Below are 16,339 nucleotides of genomic sequence, written 5' to 3' on the forward strand. Positions count from 1 at the left end.
GGACCCACGACCCGTGGGAACGGCTCATGTGTCCCCGCCGGCGGTGCGGTGGATCAGCTGGCTCTCTCGTCGGTGGGCCAGCCGTCCAGGCTCAGGAGGAACGGCCGCAGCGCCCTCTCCTCGAGGGTGAGGTGCGCCAGGAGGTGGTCGGACAGGGCGTCCAGCGCCTCGACCACGTCGCGCGTGGCGTCGGCCTGCAGATCAAGCCGGTCCACGGCCGCCTCGATCTGGTCGAGGAGGTGGGAGACCACCCGGTGGTCGGCCTCGAGGCGGTCGACCACGGGGGCGAGGTGCGGGGCGTCGCGGCGCACCAGGGGGAACAGGGTCTGGTCCTCACCGCCGTGGTGCGCGTGGACCAGCCCGCAGAAGCGCATGCAGTCCACGCCGAGGCGCAGGTGCGGGCTCCTCCGGCCGAGCTGGTCGACCGCACCGCGCAGCTCCGCGGCCGGGGCGCCCGCTCGGGCGGCGTCCGCGAGGTCCTGGCAGGCGCGCAGGTCGTGGCGCAGCATGTCGTGCACCCGTTCCAGCTCCTGGATCAGAGCGTTCGTCGGGGGTTCGTCACGGGGAGTCGTGGTCATACCCGCAGTCTCGGCGCCACCAGAACCGTTGCCAAGCACAGCGTAAGTCGCTTACTTTGGGTAAGTGGCCCCGACCCGCACCGGCCCGCCGCCGACCGCCGTGCACTTCGTGGTCGGCGACGAGCGGTGCAGCTCCTACCAGGCCCTGCTCGAGTTCGTCGGTCGGCGCTGGGTGGGCGCGGTGCTCCTGGCCGGCGCGCAGGGCGCGCGGCGCTACGGCGAGTACCGCACGCTCGCGCCGGGCATCTCGGACCGCATGCTCTCCCTGCGGCTCAAGGAGCTCGAGCAGTCCGGTCTGCTCCGGCGCGAGGTCGTCCCGACGACGCCGGTGCAGATCCTCTACACCCCGTCCCCGATGGGCGCGGGGCTGATCGAGGCGCTGCAGCCGCTGATCGCGTGGAGCCGCGACCGTCCGGAGCTGTAGAGCGAGGATCGCCGTGGGCGCTCAGCGCTCGGTGTCGTCGTTTCGGCCGCGGGCCATGACGACGAGCGCCGTCCCGCCGACGAGAGCGACGGTGCCCAGCACCATGATCGTGCGGCTCGCGAACCCGGTCGATGCGAGCTGACCCGGCGGGGCTGCCAGGACCTCGCTGACGAACGACGGGCTCGAGGAGAGGACCTCGGCGATGGGCTCCGGGTCGGTGACGGCCGGGGTGCCGGGGTCGATCGGGTCGATCGGGTCGGTGGGGTCGAGAGGGTCGACCGGCGTGCCGGGGTCGACCGGGTTGACGGGGTCGATCGGCTCGACGGGGTCGACCGGGTCCGTCGGGTCGACGGGCTCGATCGGGTCGATGGGCTCGACGGGGTCGATGGGATCGATCGGGTCGATCGGGTCGACGGGGTCGATCGGGTCGACGGGGTCCACCGGCTCCACCGGCTCGACCGGGTCGGTGCAGACCGGTGCCTGGCCGCCCTCACCGAAGTGCTCGTTGAACCCGCTGATCTGCACCCAGGTCACGCAGTGCCCGTCGGGGAACGCGCCCGCGAACGCGGGGTGGTCGGCCCAGGCGTAGGCGCTCTTGCCGACGTACGCCGCCTGGGGCCAGACGCCGTTGTGCGGCACGGACTGGTGGACGTTGAACGTCCGCTCCCCGGTGCCGTCGAGCGCGGTCACGCGGTAGTTCAGGTGGCCGTTGGCCTCGAACGTAGCGCCCGCCGGGAGCGTGACGCCCTCGGCCGTGACCGTGTAGGGGGTCGGGCTGTCGGAGCCGCCGGCGTGGGCGGCGGTCGGGATCAGGATGAGTGCGGCCGTCAGGGCAGCGGCACCGAGGGTGCGGATGTGCATGGTGATCCTTTCGGGGTGCGTGGGTGCGCCTCGAGGTGTTCGGAATGGTGGTGGTGACGACGGCGGGAACCGACGGGCCTCAGCTGGGGGCCCGGGTCGGAAGTCGGGACGGGTCGTCGACCGCGTCCGCTTCTCCCTGCTCGATGTCATGACAATTGTCGCGTATCCGGTTGCCCCGGGCATGGGACAGAGGTCCCACGGAGTCCTTCGTGCGGGTGAACGGGGCCTTGTCTGTGGACAGCGAGGTGTGCCACCCCTCTCGCGTCCCCTAGGGTTCCGGCCAGTGCAACCGGACATGACGGATGAACCGGACACCCATGACGCGAGGAGGGGGCACCGGTGGACGGTGTGGCGATCCTCGAGACGGAGGTCCGTGAGCTCATCCGACGGCGAGGGCTCGACCCGGTGCGGGACCGTCCCGGCGTCATCGCGCTGGTCTCGGACGCCATCGCCGACTACGACGAGCGGTCCGTCGTCGGCGCGGTCCCACCGCTCGTCGATGCGGTCGCTGCGCACAAGTCGGTGGTCGACGCGGTCGCCGGGCTCGGCCCGCTCCAGAAGTACCTCGACGACCCGGAGATCGAGGAGATCTGGATCAACTCCCCGACGCAGGTGTTCGTCGCCCGCCGCGGCGAGGCCGAGCTGACCACGACCATCCTCACCGACGGCCAGGTCCGCGACCTGGTCGAGAAGATGCTCAAGGTCTCCGGGCGGCGGCTGGACCTGTCCAGCCCGTTCGTCGACGCCAGCCTGCCGGGCGGGGAGCGGCTGCACGCGGTCATCCCCGACGTCACGCGGCGGCACTGGTCGGTGAACATCCGCAAGTACGTGGTCCGGGCGACGACGCTCGACGACCTCGTCGGCCTGGGCACGCTGACCCCGTACGCGGCGGCGTTCCTCCAGGCGTCCGTCCGGGCCGGGCTGAACGTGCTCGTCTCCGGCGGAACTCAGGCCGGGAAGACCACGATGTTGAACGCGCTCGCTGGTGCCATCCCCGCTCGGGAACGCGTCATCACGTGCGAGGAGGTGTTCGAGCTCCGGCTCGTCGCGCGCGACTGGGTGGCCATGCAGTGCCGGCAGCCCAGTCTCGAAGGGACCGGGGAGATCCCCCTGCGCCGGCTGGTCAAGGAGGCGCTGCGCATGCGCCCGAACCGCCTGCTCGTCGGAGAGGTGCGCGAGGCGGAGGCGCTCGACCTGCTGATCGCGCTGAACGCGGGCGTGCCGGCCATGTGCACCATCCACGCCAACTCGGCACGGGAGGCGTTGACCAAGCTCTGCACGCTGCCGCTCCTGGCGGGGGAGAACGTGTCCGACCGGTTCGTGGTCCCCACGGTCGCCTCCGCGGTGGACCTCGTCGTGCACCTCGACCTGGACGGCGACGGCCGTCGGCTCGTCCGGGAGATCGTCGCGGTGCCCGGCCGGGTCGAGCAGGGGATCGTCGAGACGGCGGACGTGTTCCACGCGCGGGACGGGCACCTGGTCCGGGCCGACGGCTATCCGCCGCACCCGGAGCGCTTCGCCCGGACGGGCACCGACCTGTCCGCGCTGCTGCGAGGGCGGGGCTGATGGGGGTGGTCGTCGGCCTCGTGCTCGGGGCCGGGGTCGCTTGCATCTGGTGGTCGTTCTGTGCCGAGCCGCGACGGCCCGCTCCGGCGCGCAGGGCCGGGTGGCACGCCCGCACCCAGGACTCCCTCGTCCAGGCGGGTGTCACGGGGGTGAACCCCGGCGGGCTGGTGCTCGCCAGCGTGCTGCTCGGGTTGGTGGTCCTGGTCGTCGGGACCGCCCTGACCCGCATCCCGTCCATCGCGCTCTGCTTCGCGGTGTTCGCGGTGATGGCTCCCTGGGCGGTGGTGCGCTCGCGTGCCCGACGGCGCCGAGCCCGCCTCCGACAGCTGTGGCCGGAGGTGGTCGACCACCTCGGCTCCGGCATCCGGGCAGGACTGGCGCTGCCCGAGGCGGTCGCGCAGATCGGGGAGCGCGGCCCGGTCGAGCTGCGGGAGGCGTTCACCGCGTTCGCGGAGGACTACCGGGCGACGGGCCGGTTCGGGGAGTGCCTCGACCTGCTCAAGGCCCGCCTCGCGGATCCCGTCGCCGACCGGATCATCGAGGCACTGAGGCTGACCCGCGACGTCGGCGGCACCGATCTCGGCCGGTTGCTGCGCACCCTGTCCACGTTCCTGCGCGAGGACGTGCGCACGCGCGGCGAGCTCGAGGCGCGGCAGAGCTGGACGGTCTACGCCGCTCGGCTCGCGGTGGCCGCCCCGTGGATCGTCCTCGCGCTGCTGGCCACGCGTGCCGAGGCCGCGAGCGCCTACGACACCGCGGCGGGCTTCGCCGTCCTGGTGGTCGGCGGCGCCTGCACGGTGGTCGCGTACCTGATCATGCTGCGCATCGCGCGGCTGCCCGACGACCCGCGGGTGCTCCGGTGAGCCCGGGCGTCGTCGGCGCTCTGGTGGGGCTGCTCGGTGGCCTCGGTCTGACGATCGTCGTGCTCAGGCTGCGCTCCCGGCGCATCAGCCTCGACCAGCGGCTCGCGCCCTACCTGCGGCCGCAGCCCACGTCCTCGGGATTGCTGCGGGCGCCCACCGTGCGGGGACCGTTCGCCACGGTCGAACGGCTCGTCGCACCCGTGATGTCCGACGCGGTCCGGCTGGTCACGCGCCTCGGATCGCCCACGTCCGAGCTGCGCCGCCGCCTGTCGCGCGCCGGCCGGCCGGAGACCGTCGAGCAGTTCCGCGCCGGGCAGGTGGTCTGGGGCGTGCTCGGCCTCGCCGGCGGCCTCGCGCTCGCGCTCGTGCTCGCCGCGACGCGTGGCACCGGCGTCGCCGCCCTCGTCCTGCTGGTCGTCATCTGCGGGCTGACCGGCGTGCTCGCCCGCGACTGGGCGCTGACGCGCGAGGTGCAGGCGCGGGAGTCCCGGATGCTCACGGAGCTGCCGACCATCGCGGAGCTGCTCGCCCTGGCGGTCGGCGCCGGCGAGGGAGCGGTCGGCGCGCTCGAGCGGGTGGTCCGGAGCACGCACGGCGAGCTGTCCGCCGAGCTGGCCCGGACCCTCGCCGACGCCCGCGCGGGCGCCCCGTTGACCGTCGCGCTCGACAACCTCGCCGACCGGACCGGGCTCACGGCGCTCGCCCGCTTCGCGGAGGGGGTCGCCGTGGCGGTGGAGCGCGGCACGCCCCTGGCCGACGTGCTGCGGGCGCAGGCGCAGGACGTCCGCGAGGAGGGGCGCCGCGCGCTCATGGAGACCGGTGGGCGCAAGGAGGTGCTGATGATGGTCCCGGTGGTCTTCCTGATCCTGCCGGTGACCGTCGTCTTCGCCGTCTTCCCCTCGATGGTGGTCCTGCGGGTCGGTCTGTGACCCGCACGGGAACGTGGCACGGCGCCCCAGGGGCGTCCGACGAAGGGAGTACCGATGACGAGCGGCACCGAGAGCACCGACGACCGACCGGCCGGACGCACCGCGGCGCTGCTGTGGGGCTCGCTGGTGTGGGGAGCGACGGCGTGGACAGGGGTCCAGCGACGCCTGCGGACTGGTGGGACCGACCGGGGCGACGTCCCGGGCTGGGTGCTCGTGACCCTGATGACGGCGGGGCTGGTGACCGCGCTCTGGATCATCGCCGGCGACGCCCTGGGCCGGGTGTTCGAGGACGCCATCACCAGCGTCAAGGCGCCCTGAGGGCGGATGCCGGCTCGGCGATCGTCGACTTCGCCCTGGTCGGTGGCCTGGTGACGGTGCTGTTCGTCGCGGTGCTCCAGCTGACGATCGTGCTCCATGTGCGGAACACGCTGGTCGACTCGGCGGCCGAGGGCGCGCGCTACGGGGCGCTGGGGGGTCACGAGCCTGCCGACGGGGCCGAGCGGTCGCGGGACCTGATCGCGCAGTCGCTGTCGTCGGCGTACTCCCAGGGGGTCAGCGCCACCCGGACCACCCTCGACGGGCTGGACGTCGTCGAGGTCCAGGTCGAGGCCCCGCTGCCGCTCGTCGGCCTGGTCGGTGCCGCCGGGACCCTGACCGTCCGCGGGCACGCCCTGGTCGAGGACCCGTGAGCCTGCGCGGACGACTCACCGGCGACGCGGGAAGCTCGGTCGTCGAGTTCCTCGGGCTCTCGCTCGTCCTGCTGGTGCCGCTGGTGTACCTGGTGCTCGTGCTGGGCCGCATCGAGGCCGCGACGTTCGCCGCGGAGGGTGCCGCGCGGGAGGCGGCGCGCACGTTCGTCGTCGCCGACCGGTCCGACGAGGGCACCGAGCGGGCGCTGGCCGCGGTCGGGATCGCCCTGCGGGACCAGGGCTTCGACGACGACCCCTCCGACGCCCTCACGCTCACCTGCTCGGCGTCGCCGTGCCTGGCGCCCGGCAGCGACGTGGCGGCCCGGATCGACGTGCGCGTGCCGCTGCCGTTCGTGCCGGGTTTCGTGCGGGACGTCGTCCCGCTGGAGGTGCGGGTGAGCTCCGAGCGGGTCGCGCCGGTCGACACCTACAGGTCGACCCGGTGAGGCGCGGGACGTCCGACGACCGTGGGCAGGTGATGATCCTGACCATCGGGTTCGTGGTGGTCGCCCTGCTGCTCATCACGGTCGTCGTGTCGGCGGCGGGCGTGCACCTGGAGCGCAAGAGGCTGCTGGCGCTCGCGGACGTGCTGGCGCTCGAGGCGGCCGACGCGGTGAGCGACGACCGGTACTTCGCCCCCGGGGCCGGGCAGGGAGACCCGGACGTGGAGGGGCTCCCGCTCACCGACGGGTCGGTGCGGGCAGCGGTCGACGCCTACCTGCGGGACAACCCCGACGCGGCCACCGCCTGGGACGACTTCGCGGTGCTCTCGGCGTCGACGACCGACGGCCGCTCGGCGCACGTGCACCTGGCCGCCGTGGTCCGTCCGGTGCTGCTCAGCTGGGTGCTCGCGCCGTGGCAGGACGGGATCGCGCTCGAGGCGGAGTCGGTCGCGCGGGGTTCGTGAGGCTGGGGGAGAACTCAGCTCCGTAGCCCGAGCATGAACTCCGTCCCGACCGAGACCGTCGTCCAGTCGGCAGCGGTGCCGACCTGCGTCGGAGCCCACCTGTCGACGGCCGTCCCGTCCCCGAGCTGGCCGGCCGAGTCTCTGCCCCAGGCCCACAACGTCCCGTCGGTGGCGATCGCCGCGGCGCTCGCGCCGCCGAGCTGGACCGTCTTCCACGTGCGGTCGGTCGCGACCTGCTGGGGGACCAGCCTGTCGGTCGTCGTCCCGTCGCCCAACGTCCCCTGGGTGTTCCGACCCCAGGTCCACAACCCGCCGTCGGCGGTGAGTGCCGCGCTGTGATCGCCGGCCGCGGCGACCGCGGCGAACGCGGTGCCGGGCGCGATCGGGACGGGCGTCGAACGGGTCGTCGTCGTGCCGTCGCCTACCTCGCCGAAGGCGTTCCTGCCCCACGCCCAGAGCGAGCCGTCGGCGCGCAGGGCCAGCGTGTGGTCCGCCCCGGCCGCGATCGCGGCCCAGTAGCCTCCGCCGACCTGGGTCGGGACGCTGACGTACTCCTCGGGCGAGCCGGTGCCGAGCTGACCGCTGTCGTTGCGGCCCCAGGTCCACAGCGTGCCGTCGCTGCGCAGACCCACGCCGTGGTCGGAGCCGAGCGCGACGTCGACCCAGCCGGTGCCCGGGACCTGGACCGGTGCCGAGCTGTCCGCGAGAGAGCCCCAGAGCCACAGCGTGCCGTCGTCCATGATGCCGGCCGAGGAGACGCTCCCGGCCTCGATCTGCGTCCACGCGCTGGACGTCCCGACCTCGCCCGGGTCGACGCCTGGTTCCTCGCTGATCCGGCCGAGCTGGCCGAAGTCGGTCGAGCCCCACGACCACAGGGTCCCGTCGTCGGCCAGAGCGAGGCTGTGCTGACCGCCGGCCGCGACGTCGGTCCAGGTGCGCACGGTGGAGGTCACCACGGGTGTCGACCGGTCGGTGAGGGTTCCGTCGCCGAGCTGGCCGAACTCGTTGTCGCCCCAGCCGTTGAGTCCCGGGCCGGTCGTCCGGGGTTCGGGCAGCACCACGTGGGTGCTGCCGGTGAGGGTCGGCCGGCGCACGTCGGTCGCGGTCACGGTGTGGTCCCCCGGGGTGAGCAGGGTCAGGCCGTCCGGCAGCTCCAGCGCCACCCGTCCGACGTCGGCGCGGGTGAACCGGATCCGGGCCGGCGCCACCCCTGCGCCCTGGGCAGGGTCGGTCGTGCTCATCGCGACGGTGCCACGGTAGGAGGTGGCGATGTTGCCCCAGTCGTCCCAGGCGATGACCTCGATCGGCACGGTCACCCCGGCGACGATCGGCTCCGGCGGGATCGCCACCGCGAGCTGGGTCGCACGCCCCGGCCGGACGGTGATGCCCCGCCCCGTCCCGGCGACGGACAGGTCCCCGAGCTCGTGCGTGCTGAAGGCCCAGCCGCCCGCGGTGAAGACGGTGACCGAGAAGGCATGGCGTCCGCGGTCGGCTGCGGTGAACGTGTACGTCTCCGGGAGCCCGGAGTAGTCGTGGGGGCCCTGGCCGAAGCTGATCGTGCCTCTGTACGAAGGGACCGCTCGGCCCGCCGCGTCCCGAGCGGTGACCGTGAGGCGGAACGGGACACCCGCGACCGCGCACGCCGGCGTCGTGATCGAGAACGACGCCACGGGGCCGGAGCCGATCGGGCGCTCGACCCTGGCCGGGCCGACAGCGGCGCCGGCGGAGACGGCGACGACACCGAGGACGGTCAGGAGGACGGCGAGGAGCCGCAGGAGGCCCGTGATCGGGCGTCGGCTGGGGGAGGGGGATGTCATCGCGCACCTCGATCGCGCGTCGGCCGCGGGACCGTCTCGGGCCGTCCGCTTCAGCCCACGTTGGCCCGGTCCGGCGATGCGGTCCAGGGTCCAAAGGCCTCAACGGCGGCTCCGTCGGCCGGCCGGGCTCGTCCGGAGGGAGCGGCGGCGTGGGACCCGGTAGCCTGGACGGTTGTGGCCACCACCGACTTCCCCTCCGCGATCCGCGAGCTGCGCAGCACCCTGGGCACCATCCAGGCGGTGAGCGACCCGACCGCGCTCCAGGCGAAGGTCGCGCAGCTGTCGGAGCAGGCGTCGGCCCCGGACCTGTGGGACGACCCGGACGCCGCCCAGAAGATCACCAGCGCGCTGTCGTCGACGCAGGCGGAGCTGGACCGGATGAGCAAGCTCGACGGGCGCATCGACGACCTGGAGACGCTGGTCGAGATGGCCGCCGAGGAGAACGACGAGGACACGCTCGCCGAGGCCGAGGCCGACCTGCTGAAGATCAAGAAGGACCTGGGCGAGCTCGAGGTCCGCACGCTGCTGGCCGGGGAGTACGACCAGCGCGAGGCCGTCGTGACCATCCGCTCCGGCGCGGGCGGCGTCGACGCCGCGGACTTCGCCGAGATGCTGCTGCGCATGTACCTGCGCTGGGCGGAACGCCACGGCTACCCGACGTCCGTGCTCGACACCTCCTACGCCGAGGAGGCCGGGCTGAAGTCGGCCACGTTCGAGGTGAAGGTGCCGTACGCGTTCGGCAACCTGTCCGTCGAGGCCGGCACGCACCGCCTGGTCCGCATCTCCCCGTTCGACAACCAGGGCCGCCGCCAGACGAGCTTCGCGGCCGTCGAGGTGATCCCGCTCATCGAGTCGAACGACTCCATCGACATCCCCGAGTCGGAGATCAAGGTCGACGTCTTCCGCTCGTCGGGCCCGGGCGGGCAGTCGGTCAACACCACCGACTCCGCGGTGCGCATGACGCACATCCCCACGGGCATCGTCGTGTCGATGCAGAACGAGAAGTCCCAGATCCAGAACCGCGCCGCCGCGCTGCGCGTGCTCCAGTCCCGCCTGCTCCTGGTCCGCAAGGCCGAGGAGGACGCCAAGAAGAAGGCGATGGCCGGCGACGTCAAGGCGAGCTGGGGGGACCAGATGCGGTCGTATGTCCTCCAGCCGTACCAGATGGTCAAGGACCTGCGCACCGAGCACGAGGTGGGCAACCCCGCGGCCGTGTTCGACGGCGACATCGACGACTTCATCGAGGCCGGCATCCGCTGGCGCCGGTCCCAGGACAACACCTCCGCCTGACCGCGCTGGCTTCGAAGGCCGAAGTTATAGGTCGAAGGTCCTTCGGAAAACGCTCTCAAACCCCCGCAGGACACGGGTTGGTAACGACACTTGCGCCAACCTAGCCTTCAGGTCTTGAATGCAACCGACATGACCGGCCATGCGGACCGGTAGGACCAGAGACGGTCCTGCTCGGGCCGCCGGGGCACAGATGCCTCGGCGCCGCAGGTCGGACGGTGCAACGAGAGAGCGGACAACGATGTCATTTGCATGGAAGAAGGTGGCCGTCGGCATCGCCACGGCTGGCCTGGTTATCGGCCTCTCCGCCTGCAGCCAGGAGCGGGACGCGGCCGACGAGCCGACCGGCGACGCAGCGGTGGAGGACACCCTGATCGGCATCGCGATGCCGACCAAGAGCCTCGAGCGGTGGAACCGTGACGGCGCGCACCTCGAGGAGCTCCTCAAGGAGGCGGGCTACGAGACGACGCTGCAGTACGCCGACAACAAGGTGGACCAGCAGATCACGCAGCTCGAGAACATGATCAACCAGGGCGCCAAGGTCCTCGTGATCGCCTCGATCGACGGCACGGCGCTCGCGCCGGTCCTCGAGCAGGCGGCGACCAACGACGTCAAGGTCATCGCGTACGACCGCCTCATCAACGACACGGACAACGTCGACTACTACGCGACGTTCGACAACGAGAAGGTCGGCACGCTCCAGGGCGAGTTCATCGTCGACGCCCTCGACCTCGAGAACGCCGCGGGCCCGTTCAACCTCGAGCCCTTCGCCGGCTCGCCGGACGACAACAACGCGAAGTTCTTCTTCTCCGGTGCGTGGGACATCCTCCTGCCGTACGTGGAGGCGGGGAAGCTCGTCGTCCCGTCGGGCAAGTCGCCCGCCAGCAACGACGACTGGGCCAGCATCGGCATCCAGGGCTGGGGCTCCGACACCGCCCAGGCCGAGATGGAGAACCGGCTCAACTCGTTCTACGGCGCCGGCCAGAAGGTCAACGTCGTCCTGTCGCCCAACGACTCGCTCGCGCTGGGCATCGCCCAGGCGCTCGAGGGCGCGGGCTACGCCCCGGGTCCGGACTACCCGGTGCTGACCGGGCAGGACGCCGACCAGGCGAACGTGCTCAACATGCTGGCCGGCAAGCAGTCCATGTCGGTCTGGAAGGACACTCGCGCGCTGGGTGACCAGGTCGCCAAGATGATCCAGCAGATCATCGACGGCGAGACGGTCGACGTCAACGACGAGGAGACGTACGACAACGGCAACAAGGTCGTCCCGACGTACCTCCTGGACCCGCAGGTCGTCACGCCCGACACCGTCGAGTCCGTTCTCGTCGAGTCCGGCTTCTACGAGGCCTCCGACCTGGGTCTCTGACCCAACCCGGAGAATGCTGCTGACCGCCGGCCCGTGCGACCTGCACGGGCCGGCGCTCGGCGGCCTCGCCTGACGACACACTGTGAGGAAGCATGAGCAACGACCACATCCTTGAGATGCGGGACATCACGAAGCGGTTCCCCGGAGTCGTCGCGCTCCAGGACGTGAACCTGTCGGTCCGCGCCGGCGAGATCCACGCGATCTGCGGCGAGAACGGCGCAGGAAAGTCCACCCTCATGAAGATCCTGTCGGGCGTCTACCCGCACGGGACGTACGAGGGGGAGATCGTCCTGAGCGGCGAGCCGGTCGAGTTCCGCGGGATCCGCGACTCCGAACGGCACGGCGTCGTCATCATCCACCAGGAGCTCGCGCTGAGCCCGTTCCTGTCGATCGCCGAGAACATCTTCCTCGGCAACGAGCAGGCGGAGCGGGGCGTCGTCGACTGGAACAAGACCAACTCGGAGGCCGCCAAGCTCCTCGCCCGCGTGGGCCTGGACGAGCGCCCCGACACCAAGATCGTCGACATCGGCGTCGGCAAGCAGCAGCTCGTGGAGATCGCCAAGGCGCTCTCCAAGGAGGTGAAGCTGCTCATCCTCGACGAGCCCACCGCGGCCCTGAACGACGAGGACAGCGCCCACCTGCTCGGCCTGATCCGGAGCCTCAAGGAGCACGGGATCACGTCGATCATCATCAGCCACAAGCTCAACGAGATCGAGGCGGTCGCCGACACCACGACGATCATCCGCGACGGCAAGACCATCGAGACCCTCGAGATGCACGGGGACGACGCGGTCAGCGAGGAGCGGATCATCCGAGGGATGGTCGGCCGCTCGCTCGACAACCGGTTCCCGGACCACGTCTCCACGATCGGCGAGGAGGTGCTCCGGATCGAGGAATGGACGGTGCACCACCCCATCGACCAGGCGCGCAAGGTGGTCGACAACGCGTCGATCGACGTGCGCCGCGGGGAGATCGTCGGCATCGCCGGCCTCATGGGTGCCGGCCGCACGGAGCTCGCGATGAGCCTGTTCGGGCGCAGCTACGGCGCACGCATCTCCGGCCGGGCCTTCAAGGACGGCAAGCAGGTGGAGCTGCGCTCCGTGGGTGCGGCCATCAGGCACGGCATCGCGTACGCGACCGAGGACCGCAAGCGGTTCGGCCTCAACCTCATCGACACCATCCAGCACAACGTCTCGGCGTCCGCGCTGGGCAAGCTCGCGCGCTGGGGCGTCGTCGACAGGACCGCCGAGGAGAAGGTCGCCGAGCAGTACCGGCGCGACCTCAACATCAAGACGCCGACGGTCTCCGCCCTCGTGGGCAAGCTGTCCGGCGGCAACCAGCAGAAGGTCGTGCTGAGCAAGTGGATCTACGCCGATCCTGACGTGCTCATCCTCGACGAGCCCACCCGAGGCATCGACGTGGGCGCCAAGTACGAGATCTACACGATCATCAACAGGCTCGCGGATGCGGGGAAGGGCGTCATCGTCATCTCCTCCGAGCTCCCCGAGCTGATCGGCATCTGCGACCGCATCTACGCCCTGAGCCAGGGCCGCGTCACGGGCGAGGTCGCCCGCGCCGACGCCACGCAGGAGCGCCTCATGCAGTACATGACCATGGAGAAGGACGTGACCCCCCGATGACTACCGACCTCACCCCCGCCCCTGCAGCCCCTCCGGGAGCTCCGGCCCGCGTGCCGCTCGGACAGCGGATGGCCGGCCTCGGCGGTAACGCGCGCCAGTACGGCATCTTCGGCGCGCTCGTCGTGATCGTGCTGCTGTTCCAGGTGCTCACCGACGGCAAGCTGCTGCTCGCCAACAACGTCGCGGCCCTGTTCCAGCAGAACGCCTACGTGATGATCCTGGCCATCGGCATGGTCATGGTGATCGTCGCCGGGCACATCGACCTGTCGGTCGGCTCCGTGGTCGCGTTCGTCGGTGGCATCGTCGCCGTGAGCATGCGAGACATGGGGCTGCCGTGGATGGTCGCCGTCCTGCTCGGGCTCGCGGTCGGCGGTGTCGTCGGCGCGTGGCAGGGGTACTGGGTCGCGTACGTCGGGATCCCGGCGTTCATCGTGACGCTGGCCGGCATGCTCATCTTCCGCGGGCTCGCGCTCGTCATCGTCGGTGAGACCGTCGCCGGCCTGCCGTCGCAGTTCATCGCGATCTCGAAGGGGTCGCTGCCGAACTTCCTGGGCTACGCCAACAACATGGACGTCGTCACGATCCTCATCGGCGTCCTGGCGATCGGGGCGATCGTGGTCTCGCAGGTCCGGGCCCGCCGTTCGCTGCGCAAGCACGAGCTGTACGTCGAGCCGGTGGGCCTGTTCGCCACCAAGCTCGCACTCGTGGCGATCGGTATCGGCGTCCTCACGGTCATCCTGTCGTTCTCCGCGGGTGGCACGCCGACCGTGCTGGTGATCGTCGGGGTGCTCATCGTCGCCTACACGTTCCTCATGGGGCGCACGGTGTTCGGCCGGCACATCTACGCGATCGGCGGCAACCGCCTCGCCGCGAGCCTGTCGGGTGTGGACACCCGTCGGGTCGACTTCTGGATCTTCGTCAACATGGGCGTCCTCGCCGGTGCTGCGGCGATCGTCACCACGGCCCGCGCCGGTGCCGCCATCGCGTCGGCCGGGCAGAACTTCGAGCTCGACGCCATCGCCGCGTGCTTCATCGGCGGCGCGGCCGTCACGGGTGGCATCGGCCGGATCTCGGGAGCGATCGTCGGCGCGCTCATCATGGGCGTGCTCAACATGGGCCTGTCGATCCTGTCGGTCGACCCGTCCTGGCAGATGGCGATCAAGGGCCTCGTGCTCCTGTTCGCCGTGGCGTTCGACCTGATCAACAAGCGCCGGGCAGGGACGCGCTAGCAAGGCGATGACTGCATGGACGACGAGTTGCACTAGGTTCGCACGGTGAGCAGGCGAGCACCCGCAGCCGGCTCCCAGTCGTCCCTGCGCGACGCGAACCGCAACCTCGTCGTCGAGACGGTCAAGCGGTACGGCGGGCTCACGCAGGTCGAGCTCTCCGAGGCGACAGGTCTGTCGCAGGCGACGGTGTCGACGATCGTCCGGGAGCTCCTGGCTGCCGGCGTCGTCGACACCGCCACGACCACCCGCAGCGGGCGGCGTGCCCAGATGGTCACGCTCGCCCGCCGCGTGGGTCTGGCGGCGGGCGTGCAGATCGGGCACCGGCACCTGCGCCTCGTGCTCGGGGACTTCAGCCACCAGGTGATCGCGGAGCAGACCCTCCCGCTGCCGGCGGACCACCGGGTGGACACCAGCCTGGACCGCGTGGCCCTGCTCGTGGTCGACCTGGTCGAGCGCGTGGGGGCGTCGCTCGACGACGTCGTCGGGCTCGGCGTCGGGCTGCCCGCGCCGGTCGACGCGTCCACCGGCATGGTCTCGGTGCGCGGCATCATGCCCGGCTGGGACACGGTGCACATCGGCCAGGTGCTGTCCAAGCGGCTCGGCCGGCCGGTGTACGTGGACAACGACGCCAACCTCGGCGCGATCGCCGAGAGCACCCTCGGTGCGGCGCGGCAGTACAGCGACAGCGTGTTCGTGCGCGCCTCGTACGGCACGGGTGCCGGGATCGTCATCAACGGCCAGGTCCACCGCGGCGTCGCCGGCACCGCGGGCGAGATCGGTCACGTGCAGGTCGCGTTCCCGGGCGAGCTGTGCCGCTGCGGCAACCGCGGCTGCCTCGACACCGTCGTCGGCGCCTCCGCACTCATCGACCGGCTCCGCGTGAGCTCCGGACCCCTGGCACTGCGCGACGTGGTGCAGCGCGCGATCGACGGCGACGAGCGCTGCGGCAAGGTGGTCGCGGAGGCGGGCGCCATGATCGGGATGGTGGTCGCGGGGCTCGGCGTTGCGGTCAACCCGCAGCTGGTCGTCGTGGGCGGCGAGCTGGCGGAGACCGGGGAGCTGCTGCTCCGTCCCCTGCGTGAGGCCGTCCGCAGGAACGTGCTGCTCAACCAGATCGCCCCGCTCGAGGTCGTCGCCGCCTCGCTGGGCTCCCGGGCCGAGGTGATCGGCGCCCTGGTGCTGGCCCTCCAGTCGACCGCCCTGCCGCTCCGCGTCGACGACGACCAGGCGGCCGTCGGGGTCGGAGCCACGCAATGACGCGATTGACGCCGCACATGGTGGAAGATTCACTGCACGTGTCACGTGCCCAACGGGGAGCAGGTGAGTGGCGATGAGCACGGCCAACGACGTGCCCCTGCTGTCGCTCAGGGGTCTGGGCAAGCGTTTCGGTGCGGTGGAGGCCCTGGTCGACGTCGACCTGGACGTCTACGCGCACGAGGTCGTCGCGCTCGTCGGCGACAACGGAGCCGGGAAGTCGACGGTGGCCAAGATGATCTCCGGCGTGCTCGTCCCCGACACCGGGCTCATCGAGATCGACGGCGAGACCGTCACCATCCCGACGCCGATCGCGGCGCACGCGCTCGGCATCGCGACGGTGTTCCAGGAGCTCGCACTGGCGGACAACCTCGACGTGACGTCGAACCTGTTCCTCGGCCGCGAGCTGCACCGCGGTCGCGTGCGTGACGACGAGACCATGGAGCAGATCGCCCGGAAGGTCCTGCGGGACCTGAACAGCCGCATCCCGTCGGTCAAGTCGCCGCTGTCCACCCTGTCCAAGGGGCAGCGGCAGTCGGTGGCGATCGCCCGCACCCTCATCGGCCGGCCCAGGATCGTGGTGCTCGACGAGCCGACGGCCGCGCTGTCGGTGTCCCAGACGGCCGAGGTGCTCACGCACATCGAGCGGCTGCGCGACCTGGGGCTCGGGGTCGTGCTCATCAGCCACAACATGAACGACGTCCGCGCGGTGTCCGACCGGATCATCGTGCTCCGGCACGGGCGCAACAACGGGGAGTTCGACGCGGCCACGGTCAGCCACGAGGCGATCCTGGCTGCGATCACCGGGGCGCCGTCCACCCGCGAGCTCGACTCACGGGCGTTCCTGCCGACCCCCCACTGACAGGCGTTTCGGGGCAGTTTGCCCGACCTGCCCGAGGGTGGCTGAGGTTCACAGGTTCCGCTGC

17 protein-coding genes are annotated in these 16,339 nt (G+C 71.5%); 14 read left to right on the forward strand and 3 right to left on the reverse strand.

Going from position 1 to position 16,339, the window contains the following annotated elements:
* Positions 1 to 53: 53 nt before the first annotated feature.
* The gene (locus HP550_RS14300) at positions 54 to 578 is read right to left on the reverse strand and encodes a hemerythrin domain-containing protein (protein WP_175348350.1); all 525 of its coding nucleotides are present in this window, start codon (positions 576 to 578) and stop codon (positions 54 to 56) included.
* A gap of 64 nt (positions 579 to 642) precedes the next feature.
* On the opposite strand from HP550_RS14300, the gene HP550_RS14305 reads away from it, so the two are divergent.
* Positions 643 to 1,002, forward strand: a complete 360-nt coding sequence (locus tag HP550_RS14305; RefSeq protein ID WP_343048183.1) for a winged helix-turn-helix transcriptional regulator — start codon at positions 643 to 645, stop codon at positions 1,000 to 1,002.
* Positions 1,003 to 1,023: 21 nt separating this feature from the next.
* Here HP550_RS14305 and HP550_RS22415 read toward each other — a convergent pair whose 3' ends face one another.
* The gene (locus HP550_RS22415) at positions 1,024 to 1,863 is read right to left on the reverse strand and encodes a hypothetical protein (RefSeq protein WP_246280875.1); all 840 of its coding nucleotides are present in this window, start codon (positions 1,861 to 1,863) and stop codon (positions 1,024 to 1,026) included.
* A gap of 339 nt (positions 1,864 to 2,202) precedes the next feature.
* Between HP550_RS22415 and HP550_RS14315 the strand changes: the two genes are divergently transcribed.
* Genes HP550_RS14315 through HP550_RS14345 form a run of 7 tightly spaced genes read left to right on the forward strand, consistent with a single transcriptional unit; the run spans position 2,203 to position 6,817 of the window.
* A complete protein-coding gene (locus HP550_RS14315; protein WP_175348352.1) occupies positions 2,203 to 3,429 on the forward strand; it encodes an ATPase, T2SS/T4P/T4SS family in 1,227 nt (408 codons plus the stop codon).
* On the forward strand, positions 3,429 to 4,292 hold the full coding sequence (locus tag HP550_RS14320) for a type II secretion system F family protein (RefSeq protein WP_175348353.1): 864 nt from the start codon (positions 3,429 to 3,431) through the stop codon (positions 4,290 to 4,292). Before HP550_RS14315 ends, HP550_RS14320 begins: the two co-directional genes overlap by 1 nt.
* The gene (locus HP550_RS14325; RefSeq protein WP_175348354.1) at positions 4,289 to 5,221 is read left to right on the forward strand and encodes a type II secretion system F family protein; all 933 of its coding nucleotides are present in this window, start codon (positions 4,289 to 4,291) and stop codon (positions 5,219 to 5,221) included. The genes HP550_RS14320 and HP550_RS14325 overlap by 4 nt, the downstream gene beginning before the upstream one ends.
* Before the next feature lie 54 nt (positions 5,222 to 5,275).
* Positions 5,276 to 5,539: a hypothetical protein gene (locus tag HP550_RS14330; RefSeq protein ID WP_425484451.1), complete on the forward strand. Its 264-nt coding sequence runs from the start codon at positions 5,276 to 5,278 to the stop codon at positions 5,537 to 5,539.
* A 50-nt stretch (positions 5,540 to 5,589) separates the two neighbouring features.
* The gene (locus tag HP550_RS14335) at positions 5,590 to 5,910 is read left to right on the forward strand and encodes a pilus assembly protein (protein ID WP_425484452.1); all 321 of its coding nucleotides are present in this window, start codon (positions 5,590 to 5,592) and stop codon (positions 5,908 to 5,910) included.
* Complete coding sequence (locus tag HP550_RS14340; protein WP_175348355.1) at positions 5,907 to 6,356, forward strand: pilus assembly protein; 450 nt, start codon at positions 5,907 to 5,909, stop codon at positions 6,354 to 6,356. The genes HP550_RS14335 and HP550_RS14340 overlap by 4 nt, the downstream gene beginning before the upstream one ends.
* A 32-nt stretch (positions 6,357 to 6,388) precedes the next feature.
* Entirely contained in the window at positions 6,389 to 6,817 is a 429-nt protein-coding gene (locus HP550_RS14345; protein WP_175348473.1) for a hypothetical protein, read from the forward strand.
* A gap of 14 nt (positions 6,818 to 6,831) precedes the next feature.
* Here the strand turns inward: HP550_RS14345 and HP550_RS14350 are convergent, their stop codons facing one another.
* Positions 6,832 to 8,634 (reverse strand): RCC1 domain-containing protein, encoded by a 1,803-nt coding sequence (locus HP550_RS14350; RefSeq protein WP_175348356.1) that lies wholly within the window; start codon positions 8,632 to 8,634, stop codon positions 6,832 to 6,834.
* A gap of 174 nt (positions 8,635 to 8,808) precedes the next feature.
* Here HP550_RS14350 and prfB point away from each other — a divergent pair, with 174 nt between their 5' ends.
* The 6 genes from prfB to HP550_RS14380 all read left to right on the forward strand — a co-directional run bounded on the left by prfB (position 8,809) and on the right by HP550_RS14380 (position 16,275).
* On the forward strand, positions 8,809 to 9,924 hold the full coding sequence (gene prfB / locus HP550_RS14355; protein WP_175348357.1) for a peptide chain release factor 2: 1,116 nt from the start codon (positions 8,809 to 8,811) through the stop codon (positions 9,922 to 9,924).
* Positions 9,925 to 10,162: 238 nt separating this feature from the next.
* Positions 10,163 to 11,290 (forward strand): multiple monosaccharide ABC transporter substrate-binding protein, encoded by a 1,128-nt coding sequence (gene chvE, locus HP550_RS14360; RefSeq protein WP_175348358.1) that lies wholly within the window; start codon positions 10,163 to 10,165, stop codon positions 11,288 to 11,290.
* A gap of 92 nt (positions 11,291 to 11,382) precedes the next feature.
* Positions 11,383 to 12,930, forward strand: a complete 1,548-nt coding sequence (gene mmsA, locus HP550_RS14365) for a multiple monosaccharide ABC transporter ATP-binding protein (protein ID WP_175348359.1) — start codon at positions 11,383 to 11,385, stop codon at positions 12,928 to 12,930.
* Positions 12,927 to 14,159 (forward strand): multiple monosaccharide ABC transporter permease, encoded by a 1,233-nt coding sequence (gene mmsB, locus HP550_RS14370; RefSeq protein ID WP_175348360.1) that lies wholly within the window; start codon positions 12,927 to 12,929, stop codon positions 14,157 to 14,159. The genes mmsA and mmsB overlap by 4 nt, the downstream gene beginning before the upstream one ends.
* A 45-nt stretch (positions 14,160 to 14,204) precedes the next feature.
* Entirely contained in the window at positions 14,205 to 15,416 is a 1,212-nt protein-coding gene (locus HP550_RS14375; RefSeq protein ID WP_175348361.1) for an ROK family protein, read from the forward strand.
* Positions 15,417 to 15,489: 73 nt separating this feature from the next.
* Positions 15,490 to 16,275: an ATP-binding cassette domain-containing protein gene (locus HP550_RS14380; protein WP_175348362.1), complete on the forward strand. Its 786-nt coding sequence runs from the start codon at positions 15,490 to 15,492 to the stop codon at positions 16,273 to 16,275.
* Positions 16,276 to 16,339: the final 64 nt, after the last annotated feature.

This window comes from Cellulomonas humilata (assembly GCF_013359775.1).
Classification (GTDB): Bacteria; Actinomycetota; Actinomycetes; order Actinomycetales; family Cellulomonadaceae; genus Cellulomonas; species Cellulomonas humilata.

Excerpts from the sequence above, each read along its gene's own strand:
- HP550_RS14300 (WP_175348350.1), bottom strand. The coding sequence starts at position 578 with ATGACCACGACTCCCCGTGACGAACCCCCGACGAACGCTCTGATCCAG.
- HP550_RS22415 (WP_246280875.1), bottom strand. The coding sequence starts at position 1,863 with ATGCACATCCGCACCCTCGGTGCCGCTGCCCTGACGGCCGCACTCATC.
- HP550_RS14320 (WP_175348353.1), top strand. The coding sequence starts at position 3,429 with ATGGGGGTGGTCGTCGGCCTCGTGCTCGGGGCCGGGGTCGCTTGCATC.
- HP550_RS14330 (WP_425484451.1), top strand. The coding sequence starts at position 5,276 with ATGACGAGCGGCACCGAGAGCACCGACGACCGACCGGCCGGACGCACC.
- HP550_RS14345 (WP_175348473.1), top strand. The coding sequence starts at position 6,389 with ATGATCCTGACCATCGGGTTCGTGGTGGTCGCCCTGCTGCTCATCACG.
- HP550_RS14350 (WP_175348356.1), bottom strand. The coding sequence starts at position 8,634 with ATGACATCCCCCTCCCCCAGCCGACGCCCGATCACGGGCCTCCTGCGG.
- chvE (WP_175348358.1), top strand. The coding sequence starts at position 10,163 with ATGTCATTTGCATGGAAGAAGGTGGCCGTCGGCATCGCCACGGCTGGC.
- mmsA (WP_175348359.1), top strand. The coding sequence starts at position 11,383 with ATGAGCAACGACCACATCCTTGAGATGCGGGACATCACGAAGCGGTTC.
- mmsB (WP_175348360.1), top strand. The coding sequence starts at position 12,927 with ATGACTACCGACCTCACCCCCGCCCCTGCAGCCCCTCCGGGAGCTCCG.
- HP550_RS14380 (WP_175348362.1), top strand. The coding sequence starts at position 15,490 with ATGAGCACGGCCAACGACGTGCCCCTGCTGTCGCTCAGGGGTCTGGGC.